The following is a 16,222-nucleotide window of genomic DNA, read 5'->3' on the forward strand; positions in this document are numbered from 1 at the left end:
GTCGGTGGCGACGACGAAGGTGAATCCATGCTCTGCAACACCCGCTCGGCCAGGCGCGTCGGCCTGGTCGTCGCGATGGTCCTGGCGCTGCTCGGCCTCACCGCCCAGGCGGCGTCGGCCGCTGCCGAGAACGTGAAGTACTACACGGTGACCACGTCACACGCCGGGAAGCCGGAGAACCTCACCGAGATCGCCGAGCGGTTCCTGGGCAGCGGCTCCCGTTCGTCGGAGATCTTCAACCTGAACACCGGTCGGAAGCAGCCCGACGGCCAGGCCCTGACGGACCCGGCGAAGCTCAACCCGGGTTGGCTACTGATCCTGCCGTGGGACGCGGTCGGCGCGGGTGTGCAGCACGGTGTGCTCGGGAGCGGATCACCCATGACGGTGCCGTCACCCGCGCCGAGGTCGACGCCGTCCCCCGCCACGACGAAGCCCGGCAACGGTACGAAGCCGTCCGGTCCCGCCACGAAGCCCGGCCAGACCCCCAAGCCGGGTACGAAACCGAAGCCGGGCGAGTGCGCGACCGCCTCGACGTCGTCCGCCAAGTCGAACTGGGCCACCCTGCGACTCGCACCGGACCAGGCGTGGCCCACCAGCAAGGGCAACGGTCAACTGGTCGCCGTGGTCGACTCCGGCGTCGACGGCAGCCTGCCGCAGTTGGCCAGTCACGTCTCGGAGGGAATGGACATCATCGCCGGGTCGGGTCGGGGCGACACCGACTGCCTCGGAACCGGCACGGGAATGGCCGGACTCGTCGTGAGCCAGGACCGGGGGTCGAGCGGCATCGCTCCCGAGGCCACGGTCATGCCGATTCGGATCACCGACGCCGCCGGCAAGGCCCGCGCCGAGGACAGCGCGTCGGCGATCACCGCGGCGGCCGAGGCGGGCGCGACGGTGATCGCGCTCGGGTCACACGTGGACACGAACGACTCCGGCGTCTTGGCGGCCATCGACGGCGCGGTGGGCAAGGATGTCGTCGTGGTGGCGTGCTCCTCGCTCGCCTCGGCGACGACCCACAACGGCGAGACGGCGCCGGGCCTGCTGCGGGTCGGCGGCGTCGGCATGGACGGGCAGTGGGCGGCGGACTACCGCGTGGGCGGGATCGACGTGGTGGCGCCCGGTGTCAACATCACCGAACTCGGCATCACCGGCACCGGTGCGTCGGCCCGATCCGGCACCCAGTACGCGGTGGCGTTCGTGGCGGGTGCCGCGGCGTTGGTACGGGCCGCCTACCCGGATCTGACGGCGCAGCAGGTGGCCCACCGGATCGAGGCGACCGCGCAGAAGATGGGCAGCGGCAAGGTGCCCGACGCCCGGTACGGCTACGGCCTGATCGACCTGGCGGCCTCGGTGACCACGAGCCTGCCGGAGGAGGTCACCAAGGCCAACGTGGGTGGCCTACCTGCGGGCGGCGGTCAGTTGACCGACGGTCGTACCACCCTGCTGGTGGTCGTGATCCTGCTGGCGCTGGTCGCGGTGGTGATGCTGGTCCTGCGTGTGCGGCGGCTGCTGCGCGACGACCGTGCCCAGGACGAGGACTCGTTCGCCGAGCCCACCCCGGCGCGGGGTTGATCCAGGGTCGGACGTCCCCGGTCGGGTCGGATGGACGTCCCCTTTCGGGGACGTTCATCGGTGTGCCACAACGTCATGACAGGTGCGGTCATCGCTGACATGGTGGCCCGGTGCCACACATGTCCTCAGGTCTTCGGGGCCCGGACGAACCCGAGGCCGCCCAGGTAGTCCCGTACCAGGCGGCGGCCGTGACCGATGAGAGCGACGAGGAAGCGCTGCGGCACCTGGAGCAGGTCCACGGGCCGGTGTTGCTCAGCTTCCTGACCCGGCTCACGCGCGGCGACGTCCACCGCGCCCAGGACATCGTCCAGGAGGTGCTGCTGCGGGCGTGGCGGCACCCGGGCGCGCGCAACGCGGACGGGCGCTGGAGCCGGGGTTGGCTTCTCACCGTGGCGAAGCGCATCCTCATCGACCAGCTCCGCGCCGCGAACGTTCGCCCGGACGAACGGTCCGACGAGTTCATCGACGCCTACCCGGGCACGGGTGACGCTTTCGAGCAGATGATCGACGCGCGGGAGGTGCGGGCGGCCCTCAACGCGCTTCCGGAGCGGCTGCGCGTCACGCTCATCGAGGTGTACTTCCAGGAGCGGTCGGTGGCCGAGGTCGCCGAGCTGCTGGCCGTACCGCCCGGCACGGTGAAGTCGCGCAGTTTCTACGGACTCAAGGCGCTCCGTGAGGAGCTGATCGCCCGAGGCTTCGTGTTCCGATCTCCCCCGAACGGATTAATGTCCGACGGACCGTGAACCGCCGCCGCCGCCGCGCCGTCTGGTGAGTGCCGACTCCTCCCGGACGTTCTATCCGCAAAGAGTGGATCATGAAAAAGCGTGCAAAGCTGCGGCGCGTGTGGCACCGCCTCATGGCGACCAGACGCGGACGCGCCGAGATGGGTGCCTTCGGGCGCTCCGTGAGTGCCAAGGACCAGTTGTGCAAGAGCACCCCGTTCCCGCGGCCCGGCTACGTGACGACCGAGTGGAAGGCCGTGGACGCCGGTGGCGGCGCCGTCTGGATCACCAACGGGAACTCTGGCAAGGTCCTGGAGGTCGACGGTGCGGACCGGGCCAGGGCCCAGCAGGACCAGAGGTGGCGGTTGCTCGGGTCCTGAGACGGAAGGCCGGGCGGAGAAGAGGAGCGGACGGCGTGCGGGGCGCCCACATCGCGGAGGAGCAGCTCGCCCTCCACTACCTGGACGCGCTCGATCCTGGTCAGAGTGAGCTGATCCACCGCCACCTCCAGGTGTGCGCGTGCTGCCAGGCCCGCGCCGACGAGATCGTCGAGACGGTCGCGGCCCTGGCCCTGCTCAGCGAGTCGGCGTCCGGCGACGAGGACGTGGACCCGTCCGCCCGGCCGGGTGACCGATGAGCGGCGCAACCGGCGACCGGCACATCACCGAACTGCTCACCCCGTACTACCTCGACATGCTCGACCGGGTCGAGGGGCCGTTGGTGACGGCGCACCTCGACGACTGCCCCGACTGCCGGGGCGCGGCCGATGCCGTGATCGAGACGATCGCGGTCCTGGCTCTGCTGCCGGAGGGGGATCGGGAAGAACTGCTCGACAACTTCGGCGCCCTGAACCGCACCGGCCCGCCTCCGGCGCGATTCGTCGAATTCCTCGCCCACGAACCCGAGCCGGAGCCGGCACCCGGTCTGCGGCGACGACTCCGGGACCTGGCCGGACCCGCGTCGTCCAAGGCCGCCCAGGTGGCAGCCCCGGCCGCGCCCTCGGCCGTCCTGGACACGGCCGCGCCCTCGGCCGTCCCGGACACGACCGCGCCAGCCCCGATCGTGTCCCGGCCGGCCGCGTCAGCCCCAACTCCAGCCGCCCCGGCGCCGGCTGCGGCCGCGCCACCGCCACCGCCGGCTGTGGCCGTGCCACCGCCACCGCCGGCCCCGGCCGTCCAGAGCACGTCTCCGGCGGTGCCAGCGCCGGCGTCGGTCCCGCAAGTGCCGGCGCGGACAGCGGTGGTGTCCCGTGTCGCGCCGCCGCCGGTCGCGGGTGTGCCGGCCGTGCCCGGATCGACCCCACGGTCGTCCGAGCCGCTGGCCTCCGAGCCGATCGTTCCCATCGCCGAACACCCGGGTCCGACCCGGCCGGTCGGTCGCAAGGAGCGGGGGCCGGCGACAGCCGGCCCGCTGCGGACGCCAGGGCAGCCGCAGGCCGTGGCCGTCGCAGCCACCTCGACGGGGGTACGCGGTGACCGCCGCCGTCCCGGCGGGGAGGCACACGCGGACCGTCGCACCGTACCGACCCGGCGTCGACGCGGTGCGATGGTCCGGGCCGGTCTGCTGCTCACCACCGCGTTGGCCGTGGCCGGTCTGGCCATCGGGGCCCTGGTGCAGCACGTCGACCGGGTCGCGCCGCCGCTCGCGGTGACCGTCACCGCCGTGGCGGCCGACTCGGCCACGGGCGCCTCGCTGTCCGTGGTGGCCACCGGGCAGGGCGACGGTGTGGACGTGCGGGCCGCCGTCGACGGTCTGAAGACGGGTGCCGGCTACCGCCTCATGGCGGCCACGTCGGATGGCCGCGTGTGGCGCGTACTGAGCTGGGAGGCCGACGACACGACGCAGAACGTCGGCGGTCACCTGGCGGTGCCGCTCGCGACCGTGGCGTCGTTCTCCGTGGCCCGGGCCGGTGGTGGCGCGATCGTCACCGCGGACGTCCCGCCACGACGGTGACTACGTCCTCGTGGGATCGGGCGCCTCGCGGCGCAGGACGGGCAGCACCTGCTCACCGAGGATGTCGAGCTGCTCGCGGACGACCCGCAGTGGCAGCCCGGCGTGGTCGATGAGGAACAGCTGACGCTGGTAGTCGCCGGCGTACTCGCGGAAGCCGAGCACCCGGTCGATGATCTGCTGCGGGCTGCCCACGGTGAGCGGGGTCGACGCGGTGTACTCCTCCAGCGATGGGCCACCGCCGTAGACGGGTGACCTGTCGAAGTAGGGGCGGAACTCGTCGACCGCGTCCTGCGAGCGGGGACGGACGAAGACCTGACCGCCGAGTCCGACCACGGCCGGGCCCCGACCGTGTACGGCGCTCCGCTCCCGGTAGTACGCGACGAGCCGGCGGGTGTGCTCGGTCGGCCAGAAGATGTGGTTGGCGAAGAAGCCGTCGCCGTACCGGGCCGCCTCCTCGGCGGTCTCCTCGCTGGTGACGGCCGCGTGCCACACGTACGGAGGGGTGCCGTCGAGCGGCCGGGGCAGTGTGGTGTGGCCATGCAGCGGCGTCCGGAAGCGACCGGACCAGTGCGCGTCCCCGGTACGCCAGAGCCGGTGCAGCAGCGCGTAGTTCTCGGCCGCGAGCGCGTGCGAGTCGCCGAACTCCTTGCCGAACAACGGATAGGCCGAGCGGGAGGCGCCCCGACCGAGCATCACGTCGAGCCGCCCTCCGGAGAGGTGCTGCACCGTCGCGTAGTCCTCGGCCAGCCGGACGGGGTCGTTCGTGGTGATCAGGGTGGTGGCCGTGGACAGCAGCAGCCGCGACGTCCGGGCCGCCACGTATCCGAGCAGCGCCACCGGCGACGAGGTCACGTACCCGCCGGTGTGGTGCTCGCCGACGGCGAACACGTCGAATCCGGCCGCCTCGGCGTGCTCGGCGATGGCAGCGACGGCCCGCAGCCGGTCGTGCTCGCTCACCGTCCGCCCCTGTGCCGGGTCCGGGGTGAGGTCACCCACGCTGTACACGCCGAACTGCATCCGACCTCCCGCTGTCCGCGTCGACGACCTCCACAGAACGGACCCCCGGGCCGCCCGGTTCACGGCCGCCTCGGTCGCGCGCAATTTCCTCCGGAACTCGTGAACCGGCGCGGTCGCCCACCCGTCTGGTGAACGGGAATCTTGGAGGTGACCGTGGCTGAGCCGTCCCGCGCCCCCACCGTGGTGATGCCCGAACCGCAGGGTTCGGGGCCGGCAGCCGCGATCGGTTGGCGTCAGGAGTTCGTCCGCGCCTACGTGGAGCACGCCGGCGACCGCCCGGCCAGCGAGCGACTCACCGTGCGCTGGCCCACGCTGGTCACCGTGTCCGCCCTGGTGTGCGTGGGCGCGCTGGTGGTCGGCATCTTCTGGAGCCTGGTCAAGCCGCTGGAGAAGAAACCTCCGGCCCAGGCCGCCCCACCCAACGGGGTGCTCGCCTCTGGCGCGCCCACCACCTGGAGCATGGTGGCCGGCTGGGACTGCGTCGCCGCGTCGGATCACGGATTCGAGGCGGCCGGACGTACGGCGCAGTGGCGGACCGTCGGCACCGGCGGGTGGAACGGCGACAACTGCCACGGCACGTACGCGACGGTGCCGCCTCCGGCGACGAAGCAGACGAAGGCCGGCGTCGAGTCGGTCACGTGGTGGTTCGCGCCGCCGAAGGGCATGAACACCTGCGCCGTCTCGGTGTACGTGCCCGGCGGCGACTACAACCCCGCGAACAAGGTCCGGTACGCCATGACGTCCGGCCGGGGCGGAACCCCGTACGCCAACTTCACCTTCGACCAGAAGGCACACGCCGGCGCCTGGGCACCGGCCGGCATGTTCCCGGTGCACCAGAACAAGATCGCGGTCGCTCTCGACCTGGCCGGCAGCGCCGGGGCCAAGGGCAGCCGGATCGCGCTCGCCCAGATGAAGGTGGCCTGTGAGACCTGATACCGAAACCCTCGCGCCGATCCTGGCGACGGGCCGGGTGGAACGCGTGTCCACCAGGGGTTGGGGCCGGCACCGCAGCATCGGGGCGGCGGTACGTGCCGCCCGGGAGGACACCGTCATCGTGGTGGCCCCGGGCGTCTACCGCGAACAGGTCGTCCTGGACCGCCCGGTCACCATCCTCGTCGAGGAGCAGGAGGGCACCGCCGAGCTGACGAGCACCGAGGGACCGGCGCTCGTCGTCCGCGGCGGAGCGGCGACGATACGCGGACTCACCTTTTCCGGCACCCGTCCCGGCCAGGTCGCCGTCAGCGTGACCGGTGGCTCGCTGACCCTGGAGGCGGCCGTCGTCAGCGGCGGGACCGTCGAGGTGTCCGGTGGAGCGGCGGCGGTGCTGCGGCAGTGCGCGGTGCGGGACGTCACCGGCGCGGGTGTCACGGCGGCCGAGGGCGCGCGGCTGAACGCCGTCGACGTGCGGGTGGATGGGGTGGACGGCAACGGCGTCGTGCTGGCCGGGTCGGCGCGCGGTGAACTGGTGGGCGTCCACCTCGACTCGATCACCGGGGCCGGACTGGTCGTCGGGGGCACCGCCACGGCCGTACTCGATCGGTGTGAGCTGGGCCGGATCGGGGCCGCCGGCGTCTTGATCACCGAGGGAGCCACGGCCCGGCTGACCGACTGTGTGGTGCAGGACGTCGCGGCCGACGGCGTGCGGGTGACCGGCAGCGCGCCCTTCGACGCGGCCTGGTGGCCGGCGGTCAAGCCCGGCATGCTGGCCGGTGCCCAGGTCGGTGATCCCGGCAACGGTGGGGTCACCCTCCAGCGGTGCCGGATCAGCCGCACCGAGGCGGCGGGACTGCTCTTCGAGGGCTCTCCCGAGGTCCGCGTCGACGACACCGACGTGGAGCGGGCCGGGTCGGCGGGGATCCTCGCGACCGGGCAGAGCCGGGTTGCGCTCCGCGGCGTCCGTGTAGGCCACACCGGGCAGACCGCCCTCGCGGTCCGCGACGAGGCCGAGGTACGCGGCTTCTCCGGCGCGCTCACCGATTCGGGCGCGAACGGCGTCTACGCGTCCGGCGGTCGGGTGCTGCTGCGCGACTGCGAGATCCGGGACAGCGCTCTGACCGCGATTCACCTGGTCGGCGCTACCGAGGCGACGCTCGTCGACTGCGTGGTGGCGGGTACGCCCGAGATCGGCGTCCGGGCCGGTGGGCGGGTTCTGCTCCAGGTGCGGGGCGGGGTCGTCGAGGGCGCCGAGCACCACGCGGTGCACGTGGACGGCGCGGCCGACGCCGTGCTGCGCGACGTGACCGTCACCGGCGGCACGATCGGCGTACACCTCGACACCCCGCACCGTCCACTGGTGGAGGACTGCCGGATCAGCGCGGCCGTGCAGACCGGCATCGAGGTCGCCGCGGGCTGCGCCCCGACCCTGATGCGGACCAGGGTGGAGGGTTGCGGCGCGGCCGGCGTGTTCCTCGGCGAGGAGTCCCGCGCGGTGCTGGAGGGCTGCGAGATCACCGAGGTCGGCGGCAGTGGGCTGGCCGTCTGGGGGGCGGCGGCACCCGTCGTCCGCGACCTGCGCCTGAGTCACTGCAAGAAGAACGGCCTCTACTTCGGGCCGGACGCGCACGGACTCGTCGTCGACGCGGAGGTGTCGCACACCGCCTACCCGTCCGTGTACGTGGGCAGCGGCGCCGACCCGACGCTGCTGCGCTGCCACGTGCACGACGCCGACGAGGACGTCAGCCAGGCCGACGGCGCCCAGGCGACCTTTCAGGAGTGCTGGAGCACCGACGTCGGCAGCGCCACCTGGGGTTCCATCCCGGCCGAGCGGTCCGCCCTCGCCGTGCCGGCGCTGACGACAGGTGGTCAGCGCAGGCCCGGCGGGAAGACCCTTCCGGTCGCCTCGGAGGCCGACCTGGACGACCTGCTGGCCCAACTCGCCGCCCTGGTCGGTCTCACCGGCGTCAAGAAGGACGTCAAGACCATGGTCAAGCTGATGCAGATGGTCCAGCGGCGACGTGCGGCCGGACTGTCGCCGCCGCCGATGTCCCGCCACCTGATCTTCGCCGGCAATCCGGGCACCGGGAAGACCACTGTCGCCCGCCTCTACGGCCAACTGCTGGCCGCCATGGGCATGCTCGCCAGCGGCCACCTCGTCGAGGTCGACCGCGGCCAACTGGTCGGCGAGTACGTCGGGCACACCGCGCCCAAGACGGAGGCCGCGTTCCGGCGTGCGTTCGGCGGCGTGCTCTTCATCGACGAGGCGTACGCGTTGGTGCCGGAGGGGCAGGGTTCCGACTTCGGTCAGGAGGCCATCTCCACGCTGGTCAAGCTCATGGAGGACCACCGCGCCGAGGTGGTGGTCATCGTGGCCGGCTACCCCGACCAGATGCGGCACTTCATCGCCGCCAACCCAGGTCTGTCGTCGCGGTTCTCGCGGACGTTGACGTTCGACGACTACAGCTCCGACGAGCTGGTCGAGATCGTCGAGGCGCAGGCTGGAGAGCACGACTACCGGCTGTCACCGGACGCCCGGTCGGCGCTGCGGTCCTTCTTCGAGGCCACCGGGCGGGGTGAGGGGTTCGGCAACGGGCGGTTCGCCCGCAAGGTGTTCCAGCAGTTGACCGAGCAGCACGCGGCCCGGGTGTTCGAGCTGATCAACCCGACCGACGAACACCTCAGCACCCTGGAGGCGGACGACCTTGCCGGCATCGACGTCGACTTCCGGGAGTGACCTCGGGTGACCAAGCTCGCCTTCCACCGTCCGGCGCGGGTCCTGCAACCCGAACTGCCGAACGACACCGTCGTCCTGCCCACCCCGCCCGAGCCGCCCACCGAGAACCCGTCGAACACGGCGTGGAGTCTCGTCCTGCCGCTGCTGTCCAGCGTCGGCATGGCCGCGTACATGGTCACGTTCGGGCGACCCGCGCTGATCATCATCGGCGTCCTCTTCTTCGTCACGTCCGTCGGCGCGGTCGTCGCCATGCGGATGCAGCAGCGCAGCGTGGCCGGTAAGACCACCAGACGCCAGCGGCTGCGCTACCGCGGCCACCTCAAGCTGTCGCGGGACCGGGCCCGGCAGGTGGCCGCCGCACAACGGACGGTGGCGGCGTTCGGCAATCCCGAACCGGCCCGACTCTGGTCGATCGCCACCACCCGGCAGCGGATCTGGGAACGCCGACAACAGGACGACGACTTCCTGCGTACGCGGCTCGGTTGCGGCTCGGTGCGGCTCGCCACGCCGTTGCAGATGGACGCCAAGATGGACCCGCTGGCCGACTACGACTGGGAGTCGCAGCAGGCCGCACGCACCCTCATCGACCAGATGGGCCGGGTGGAGCGGCAGCCGATGGTCGTCGACGTCGGCAACGCCGGGGTGATCAGCCTCGTCGGCGGCGCCGCCCGTACCGAACCACTGCTGCGCGCTTTGCTCTGCCAGGTGGCCGTGCTGCACGCTCCCGACGATGTCACCATCGCGGTCGAGACGTCCGGCTCCCCCCGGTGGGACTGGGCCAAGTGGCTGCCGCACACGTTCGAGCCGAAGGCCCGTGGTGAGGCGGGCACCGTGTCGCTTGTCGCGCCCGACCCGGAGTTGCTGGGTCCGTACCTGACCCAGGAGCTGGCCCAGCGGATCGAGGCCCAGACCGCGCGCCGGTCGCAACTGTCCGTCGAACGCGCCAGCGCGCCCCGGCAGCGCCGGCTCGTCGTGGCGTTCACCGGATTCGCACCCGTCTCCGAGTGGGGACGCTCCGAGCTGATGAACGCGCTGCTGCTGGCGGCCGGGCCGGAGACCGGACTCACGCTGATCTTTCTGGCGGACCGGGACGCCGACGAGCCCGGTCGCGTCGACCTGCGGGTACGCGTCGACGACAACGGTCACCTGGCCGTCGAGGGTCGCACCGAGCTGATCACCACGCCCGCGGTCGACTGTGTGCCGGACGCGGTGACCCCCGAGTTCGCCGAACTGATCGCCCGCGCGCTGGCGCCGCTCCGGCTGTCCGACGAGCGCGAACAGGTGCTGACCCGGGTCAGGTCGCTCACCGAGATGGTGCTCGGCGCCGACCCGATGAGCGCGGACCTGACCGGCCGGTGGGTCGCCCCGGGAGACCCCCGGATGCTGCGGGCGCCGATCGGCACCGACGGCGACGGTCGGACCGTCGTGCTCGACATCAAGGAGTCGGCACAGGGCGGATCGGGACCGCACGGCCTCATCGTGGGGGCGACCGGCTCCGGTAAGAGCGAGCTGCTGCGGACCCTGACCATGGGCCTGGCGCTGACCCACTCGCCGGAGCTGCTGAGCTTCGTACTCGTCGACTTCAAGGGCGGTGCCGCGTTCGCCCCGCTGGTCGGACTGCCACACGTCGCCGGGCTGATCACCAACCTGGCCGACGACGCCGCGATGATCGACCGGGTGCTCGCCGCGCTCATGGGCGAGCAGCAGCGTCGTCAACGCATGCTGCGCGACGCGGGCAACGTGGACACCATCCGCGAGTACCAGATGCGCCGCGCCAGTGGTGTCACCGACCCGCAGGGTCGACCACTGGAGCCCTTGCCCTACCTGCTCATCGTCGTGGACGAGTTCGGTGAGCTGCTCGCCGGCCGACCCGACTTCACCGAGCTGTTCGTCCAGATCGGCCGCGTCGGCCGGTCCCTCGGCATGCACCTCCTGCTGGCCACCCAGCGACTGGAGGAGGGGCGACTGCGCGGGCTCGACTCGCACCTGTCGTACCGGATCTGCCTGCGCACCTTCAGCGCGGCCGAGTCGCGGACGGTGATCGGGACGCCGGACGCGTACAAGCTGCCGCCGATTCCGGGCTCCGCGTACCTGAAGGTCGACGAGTCGATCTACCAGCGGCTACGGGTGGCCCACGTCTCCTCGCCGTTCGTCAGCCCCGAGCAGCGGGACGCGGCCGCCGGCCGGAGCGGCCCGCCGCTGACACGGTTCGGAATCCGTACGGCCTCCGAGGTCGTCGAGCGGGAACCCGACGAGAACCAGGTCACCGCCCCCAGCGGCCCCACCGAGTTGCAGATCATCGTCGAGCGGCTCAGCTCGCTGACCGCGCCCGCCCACCAGGTCTGGCTGCCGCCGCTCCCGCCCGCGCTCGCCCTCGACCACCTCGTCGGCCGTCCCGCCGACCAGCCGGACCGGGGGTACAGCGCCCGCATGTGGCCGCTGACCGGCCAACTGTCGGTCGCGCTGGGCCTGCTCGACCTGCCGCTCAAGCAGGAACACGAAACCCTGCTCATGGACTTCGGCGGGGCACACGGTCACCTCGCCGTCGTCGGTGCCCCGCGCACCGGCCGGAGCACCCTGCTGCGCACGATCATGATGTCGACGATGCTAAGCCACACCCCCGACGAGGCGCAGTTCTACTGCATCGACTTCGGCGGGGGCACCCTGCATCCGTTCGCTGCGGCACCGCACGTCGGTTCGGTCGCCGGGCGCACCGACCTCGAACTGGTGAGCCGCACCCTCGCCGAGACGCGGTCACTGATCGTCGAGCGGGAGCGCCTGCTGCGGGAGCTGGGCGTCGACTCGATCGCGGACTTCCGGGAACGCCGCGCCGCCGGTGACCTCCCCGCCGGGGTACGCGGGGCCGACATCTTCCTGCTCATCGACAACTGGGGCGCCCTGCGGACCGAGTTCGAGGGCGCCGAACAGATCGTCACCGAGATCGCCGCCCGCGGCCTCGGTGCCGGCGTGCACCTCGTGCTCACCAGCGGTCGGTGGAACGACATCCGCCCGGCCCTGCGCGACAGCATCGGCACCCGCATCGAGCTGCGCCTCAACGATCCCACCGAATCCGAGGTCAACCGGCGGATGGCCGCCCGCGTGCCGTCCGGGACGGCCGGCCGGGGGCTGAGCGCTCCCGGCGCCTACTTCCAGATCGTGCTGCCGCGCGTCGACGGGCAGGACACCGTCGAGGGTCTGCGTGAGGCCCAGGAGGACACGATCGGAAAGATCACCGCGGGATGGACCGGCCGGGTCGCGCCCCCGGTCAAGCTGCTGCCCCACCGTGTCGAGGTCCGCGAGCTGGCCACCGACCCCGACAGCGCCGCCGTCCCGATCGGCCTGGCCGAGGAGGACCTGGGCACGGTCACCCTCGACCTGCTGGGCGACAACCCCCACTTCCTGGTGTACGGCGATGCCGGGTCCGGCAAGACCACCCTGCTCCGGACGTGGCTCACCGGGCTCACCGAGCGCTCCTCCCCGTACGACATGCGGGTGGTCCTCTTCGACTACCGGCACACCCTGCTCGACGTCGTACCCGAGGACTACCTCGGCGCGTACGCGGGCGACGCCACCACCGCCCAGGTGTACGTGCAGCAGGTGGTCGAAAAGCTCAAGGAGCGCGTACCCCCGCCGGGCATCAGCCAGGCCCAGCTCAAGGCCCGCGACTGGTGGGAGGGCACCGAGCTGTACGTCGTCGCCGACGACTACGACCTGCTCAGCGGCGCGTCCGGCCCGCTCAACCCGCTTGCCGCGTTCATACCGCAGGCCCGCGAGGTCGGCCTGCACATCGTGCTGGCCCGGCGGGTCGCCGGCATCTCCCGCACCATGGGCGACCCGCTCGCCGCCCGCATCCGCGACATGGGCACCGGCGGACTGATCCTCTCCGGCGACCACCGCGAAGGCGTGGTGCTCGGCGACGAACGGGCCGCCCAGCGTCCACCCGGCCGGGGCGTCCTGGTCGAGCGGGGCCGCCCCCGCCGGCTCATCCAGGTCGCCACGAGCGCCTGACAACCCGTACCCGAAAGGCGTTTCTGATGGCGAACGAGCAGAGCCGCATCACCGTCGTGGGAGACCTGCGCCGGGTCGACATCGCGGTGCCGTCCACCGCACCCATCGGGGAGTACGCGCCGCAGTTGGCCGAGCTGTGCGGGCAGGCCGAGCCGGACATGATGCCGGCCGCCTGGTCCCTGGCCGGCATCGACGGGCAGGCGTACCCGCTCGACGCCAGCCTCCAGGACCTCGGCGTGGTCGACGGCCAGGTGCTGTACCTGCGCGACGTCACCCGGGAGCCCGGCGAGGCGCCCGTGGTCAAGGACATCGACGAGGTCGTCGCCGACGAGTCGGCCGCGCAGCGCCGCACCCGGCCGAGTGGAGGCCCGGTGGTGCTCTCCTTCGGCCTCGCCTGGCTCGCCGCCGCCGCGGTCCTCGTCGGTCGGGCAAGCGGAATGAGTGCCCCGTCGGTCACGGTCGTCGTCCTGGTCCTGGCCGCACTGGCGCTGCTCGGGGTCGCGTGGGGGCTGCAACAGAGGACCAGCACCATGCCCGAGACGTTCGTCCACCTCGTCGTGCTCGGCGCGCTCCCGTGCCTGACCGTGGCCGGCCTACTCGTCGGCGGGGGCCTGGGCGGCGCGGACTACCGCTGGATCGGGGCCATCGCCGGCGCTAACCTGGCCGCCCTGATGGGGCTGGCGCTCGTACCCGGTGTCGTCCTCGCCGCCGTCGAAATCCAGTTGTTCGTGGCCGCCGTCGTCGCTCTGCTCCTCCTCGGCCTCGAGGCCGAGCGTAACCAGGCCATGGCCCTCGTCGCCGCCGTGGCCGTGGCCATGCTCGCGGGCGGCCGTCGCACGTCCGCGATGCTGACGTCCTGGGGAGTACGCCGGCCTCGTGGGCGCAGCGCGGCAGCCGAGGCCACCACCCAGCTCGTACGGGAGTCGAACCGCTTCCTGGCCGTCGTCGTGGCCGGACCGACCGTCGCCCTGGCTCTCGCCCTGCCCCCACTCGCGGTCTCCGGGGAGGGGTTCTCCGTCGCCACAGCGATCGTCATCAGCGTGGCCCTGCTCGCCCGCGCCCGGCAGGCCGCTGTCACCAGTGAGCTGCTGGCGACTGCCGGCGCGGGTCTCGTCGGGCTGTTCGCGTTGATCGTCGGCGTGAGTCGGGCCGGCGCCGCCGACGTACTCGTCGCGGGTCTGCTGCTCGTCGCCGGCCTGCTCGTCGTCGGTGTCGGTGTGGCCATGGCCTACCTGATTCCCCCGCCGGACGGTCAGACCGACGCGGCGACGGTGCAGGCGCCGCGCAAACGCAGCCGCGCCGAGGTCGTCGGCGTCGTCACCGGGCTCGCCATCGCGCCCCTGACGCTGGGCGTACTGGGTGTGTTCGAGCACCTGGTCAACGTCGGCCGCTCGCTGTTCTGAGGTCAGGCGGCGGGGTTGCGACGGGTACGGGACAGGTGGCCCATCTCGATCGCCATCCGGGTCAGTTCGGCCTTGTTGCTCACGTTCAACTTGGCGCGGATCCGCTTCGCGTAGGTGTTGACCGTGGCCTGCGACAGGCCCATCCGGGTGGCGATCTGCGCGTGGGTGAAGCCCGACGCGATCCAGCGCAGCGTCTCCACCTCCCGTGGGGCGAGACCGCTGCGGTCCTCGTCGGTGCGGCTGTTCAGCTCCATTTGGAACTGGCTGATCATCCGTGGGCACAGGTAGAAGCCCTGCTGAGCGGTCACGCGAATCGCCTCGCGAACGTCACGCTGCTCCGCCTGCCGACTGATGCAACCGCGTGCTCCCGCCCGGATCGTCGCCAGCAGCGACGGGCAACCCTCCCACACCGAACTCACCAGCGGCGCCCCGATCGACGTCAGCTTGGCCACGTCGTCCAGCGTGGACGCGGTGATCTGCGGCAGGTCGAGCGCGACGACGTCGTACGACCCGCCCCGGTTGTACAGATCCCGCAGAGAGCCAACTGCCGCCGCCACCCGCAGCCCCGGGTCGTCCGAGGTCAGCTTCTCGATGCCGGCGCGGGCGATGGGCTGTGCAGCGACGATCGCGACTGAATACACGAGTACCTCCAGGCCTCACCCGGGCACACCGGGGTGAACGGCTCCTAGAACGTGTCACCCACGCCAGCGGTTCACGGACGGTCGGATTTACCGAGAGATCTCCCGCACGTCCCCGAACGGAGGATTTCGGACGCTCCCATGGCCGCTCCTAGCCTCGGTGCGGACCGCCATCCGATGCCCCGACCAGGAGGCCGAGTGCTGACCGACAAGCTCTCCGACGGGTCGGTTGTCTCGTACGACGAGGACGGCCACGTCACGTCGCAGGAGTTGCCGGACGGCACGGTGTTCAGTGCTTTTACCGATGATGGTCCGACGCATGTGGTGTTGCCTGATGGTGGTGTCGCGTCGATCGCGTACGCCGATGGTGGCAGCGCGTGGTCGTTCGACGACGGCTCTCGGGTGTTGTACGACGGTTCTGGTGATGTGACGTCGCAGGTGTCGGCCGATGGCACGGTGTTCAGCGCGTTCACCGATGACGGTCCGACGCGTGTGGTGTTCGCTGATGGCGGTGCGGCGTCGATCGGTTACGGCGCGAAGGGGAGCGTCTGGTCGTTCGACGATGGTTCGGAGGTGTCGTACGACGGCTCGGGTCATGTCACGTCGCAGGCATCCAGCGGCGGCACTGTCTTCAGCCGGTTCGACGGCGAGAACCGGCCGACGCATGCCACCGTGCCGGGCTCCGGCGATGTGACGATCAGTTACACCTCTCGTGGTAGCACGTGGTCGTTCGCTGACGGCTCGAGGGTGTCTTACGACCCCGCCGATGATGTGACGTCGCAGGTGTCGGTGGACGGCACGGTCTTCAGTGCGTTTACGGACGATGGTCCGACCCGTGCGGTGTTGCCTGATGGTGGTGGTGCGGCGTCGATCAGTTACGGCGCGAAGGGCAGTGTCTGGTCGTTCGACGACGGTTCGAGGGTGTCGTACGACGGTTCGGGTGATGTGACGTCGCAGGTGGCGGCGGATGGCACGGTGTTCAGTGCGTTCACTGATGATGGTCCGACGCATGTGGTGCTGCCTCATGGTGGTGGTGTCGCGACGATCGTCTACGCCGCCGGTGGTGGCAGCACCTGGTCGTTCGCTGACGGCTCGAGGGTGTCTTACGACCCCGCCGATGATGTGACGTCGCAGGTGTCGGCGGACGGCACGGTCTTCAGTGCGTTTACGGACGATGGTCCGACCCGTGCGGTGTTGCCTGATGGTGGTGGTGCGGCGTCGATCAGTTACGGCGCGAGT

General features: G+C 71.5%; 12 protein-coding genes. 10 read left to right on the forward strand and 2 right to left on the reverse strand.

The window, feature by feature from the left end:
- Positions 1–27: 27 nt before the first annotated feature.
- The 5 genes from ABZ272_RS05985 (at position 28) to ABZ272_RS06005 (ending at position 4,247) form a co-directional block, all read left to right on the forward strand.
- On the forward strand, positions 28–1,572 hold the full coding sequence (locus ABZ272_RS05985) for a S8 family serine peptidase (protein ID WP_355048741.1): 1,545 nt from the start codon (positions 28–30) through the stop codon (positions 1,570–1,572).
- Between the two features lie 119 nt (positions 1,573–1,691).
- A complete protein-coding gene (locus tag ABZ272_RS05990; protein WP_355048742.1) occupies positions 1,692–2,315 on the forward strand; it encodes a sigma-70 family RNA polymerase sigma factor in 624 nt (207 codons plus the stop codon).
- A 71-nt stretch (positions 2,316–2,386) separates the two neighbouring features.
- Complete coding sequence (locus ABZ272_RS05995; protein ID WP_355048743.1) at positions 2,387–2,674, forward strand: hypothetical protein; 288 nt, start codon at positions 2,387–2,389, stop codon at positions 2,672–2,674.
- Positions 2,675–2,709: 35 nt separating this feature from the next.
- Positions 2,710–2,931, forward strand: coding sequence for a hypothetical protein (locus tag ABZ272_RS06000; RefSeq protein WP_355048744.1), 222 nt, complete (start codon positions 2,710–2,712; stop codon positions 2,929–2,931).
- Positions 2,928–4,247: a hypothetical protein gene (locus tag ABZ272_RS06005; protein WP_355048745.1), complete on the forward strand. Its 1,320-nt coding sequence runs from the start codon at positions 2,928–2,930 to the stop codon at positions 4,245–4,247. The genes ABZ272_RS06000 and ABZ272_RS06005 overlap by 4 nt, the downstream gene beginning before the upstream one ends.
- Here the strand turns inward: ABZ272_RS06005 and ABZ272_RS06010 are convergent, their stop codons facing one another.
- Entirely contained in the window at positions 4,248–5,264 is a 1,017-nt protein-coding gene (locus ABZ272_RS06010; RefSeq protein WP_355048746.1) for a CE1758 family FMN-dependent luciferase-like monooxygenase, read from the reverse strand. It abuts the gene before it with no gap.
- Between the two features lie 153 nt (positions 5,265–5,417).
- On the opposite strand from ABZ272_RS06010, the gene ABZ272_RS06015 reads away from it, so the two are divergent.
- The 4 genes from ABZ272_RS06015 to ABZ272_RS06030 are packed head-to-tail and all read left to right on the forward strand — an operon-like array spanning position 5,418 to position 14,345.
- Positions 5,418–6,197, forward strand: coding sequence for a hypothetical protein (locus ABZ272_RS06015; RefSeq protein ID WP_355048747.1), 780 nt, complete (start codon positions 5,418–5,420; stop codon positions 6,195–6,197).
- On the forward strand, positions 6,187–8,934 hold the full coding sequence (locus ABZ272_RS06020) for a right-handed parallel beta-helix repeat-containing protein (RefSeq protein ID WP_355048748.1): 2,748 nt from the start codon (positions 6,187–6,189) through the stop codon (positions 8,932–8,934). The genes ABZ272_RS06015 and ABZ272_RS06020 overlap by 11 nt, the downstream gene beginning before the upstream one ends.
- Before the next feature lie 6 nt (positions 8,935–8,940).
- Entirely contained in the window at positions 8,941–12,942 is a 4,002-nt protein-coding gene (gene eccCb, locus ABZ272_RS06025; protein WP_355048749.1) for a type VII secretion protein EccCb, read from the forward strand.
- 26 nt (positions 12,943–12,968) lie between these two features.
- Positions 12,969–14,345: an EsaB/YukD family protein gene (locus tag ABZ272_RS06030; RefSeq protein ID WP_355048750.1), complete on the forward strand. Its 1,377-nt coding sequence runs from the start codon at positions 12,969–12,971 to the stop codon at positions 14,343–14,345.
- Between the two features lie 2 nt (positions 14,346–14,347).
- On the opposite strand, the gene ABZ272_RS06035 is transcribed toward ABZ272_RS06030, so the two are convergent.
- On the reverse strand, positions 14,348–14,986 hold the full coding sequence (locus tag ABZ272_RS06035; protein ID WP_355048751.1) for a response regulator transcription factor: 639 nt from the start codon (positions 14,984–14,986) through the stop codon (positions 14,348–14,350).
- Between the two features lie 195 nt (positions 14,987–15,181).
- Between ABZ272_RS06035 and ABZ272_RS06040 the strand changes: the two genes are divergently transcribed.
- The coding region (locus ABZ272_RS06040; protein WP_355048752.1) for a hypothetical protein at positions 15,182–16,222 on the forward strand (1,041 nt) is incomplete at its 3' end.

The sequence above is a fragment of the Micromonospora sp. NPDC005979 genome (assembly GCF_040614415.1).
GTDB lineage: Bacteria > Actinomycetota > Actinomycetes > Mycobacteriales > Micromonosporaceae > Micromonospora.

Bases quoted from the DNA above. Each gene is read 5' to 3' on its own strand.
- ABZ272_RS06005 (WP_355048745.1), top strand. From the start codon at position 2,928: ATGAGCGGCGCAACCGGCGACCGGCACATCACCGAACTGCTCACCCCG.
- ABZ272_RS05990 (WP_355048742.1), top strand. From the start codon at position 1,692: ATGTCCTCAGGTCTTCGGGGCCCGGACGAACCCGAGGCCGCCCAGGTA.
- ABZ272_RS06010 (WP_355048746.1), bottom strand. From the start codon at position 5,264: ATGCAGTTCGGCGTGTACAGCGTGGGTGACCTCACCCCGGACCCGGCA.
- ABZ272_RS05985 (WP_355048741.1), top strand. From the start codon at position 28: ATGCTCTGCAACACCCGCTCGGCCAGGCGCGTCGGCCTGGTCGTCGCG.
- ABZ272_RS05995 (WP_355048743.1), top strand. From the start codon at position 2,387: ATGAAAAAGCGTGCAAAGCTGCGGCGCGTGTGGCACCGCCTCATGGCG.
- ABZ272_RS06030 (WP_355048750.1), top strand. From the start codon at position 12,969: ATGGCGAACGAGCAGAGCCGCATCACCGTCGTGGGAGACCTGCGCCGG.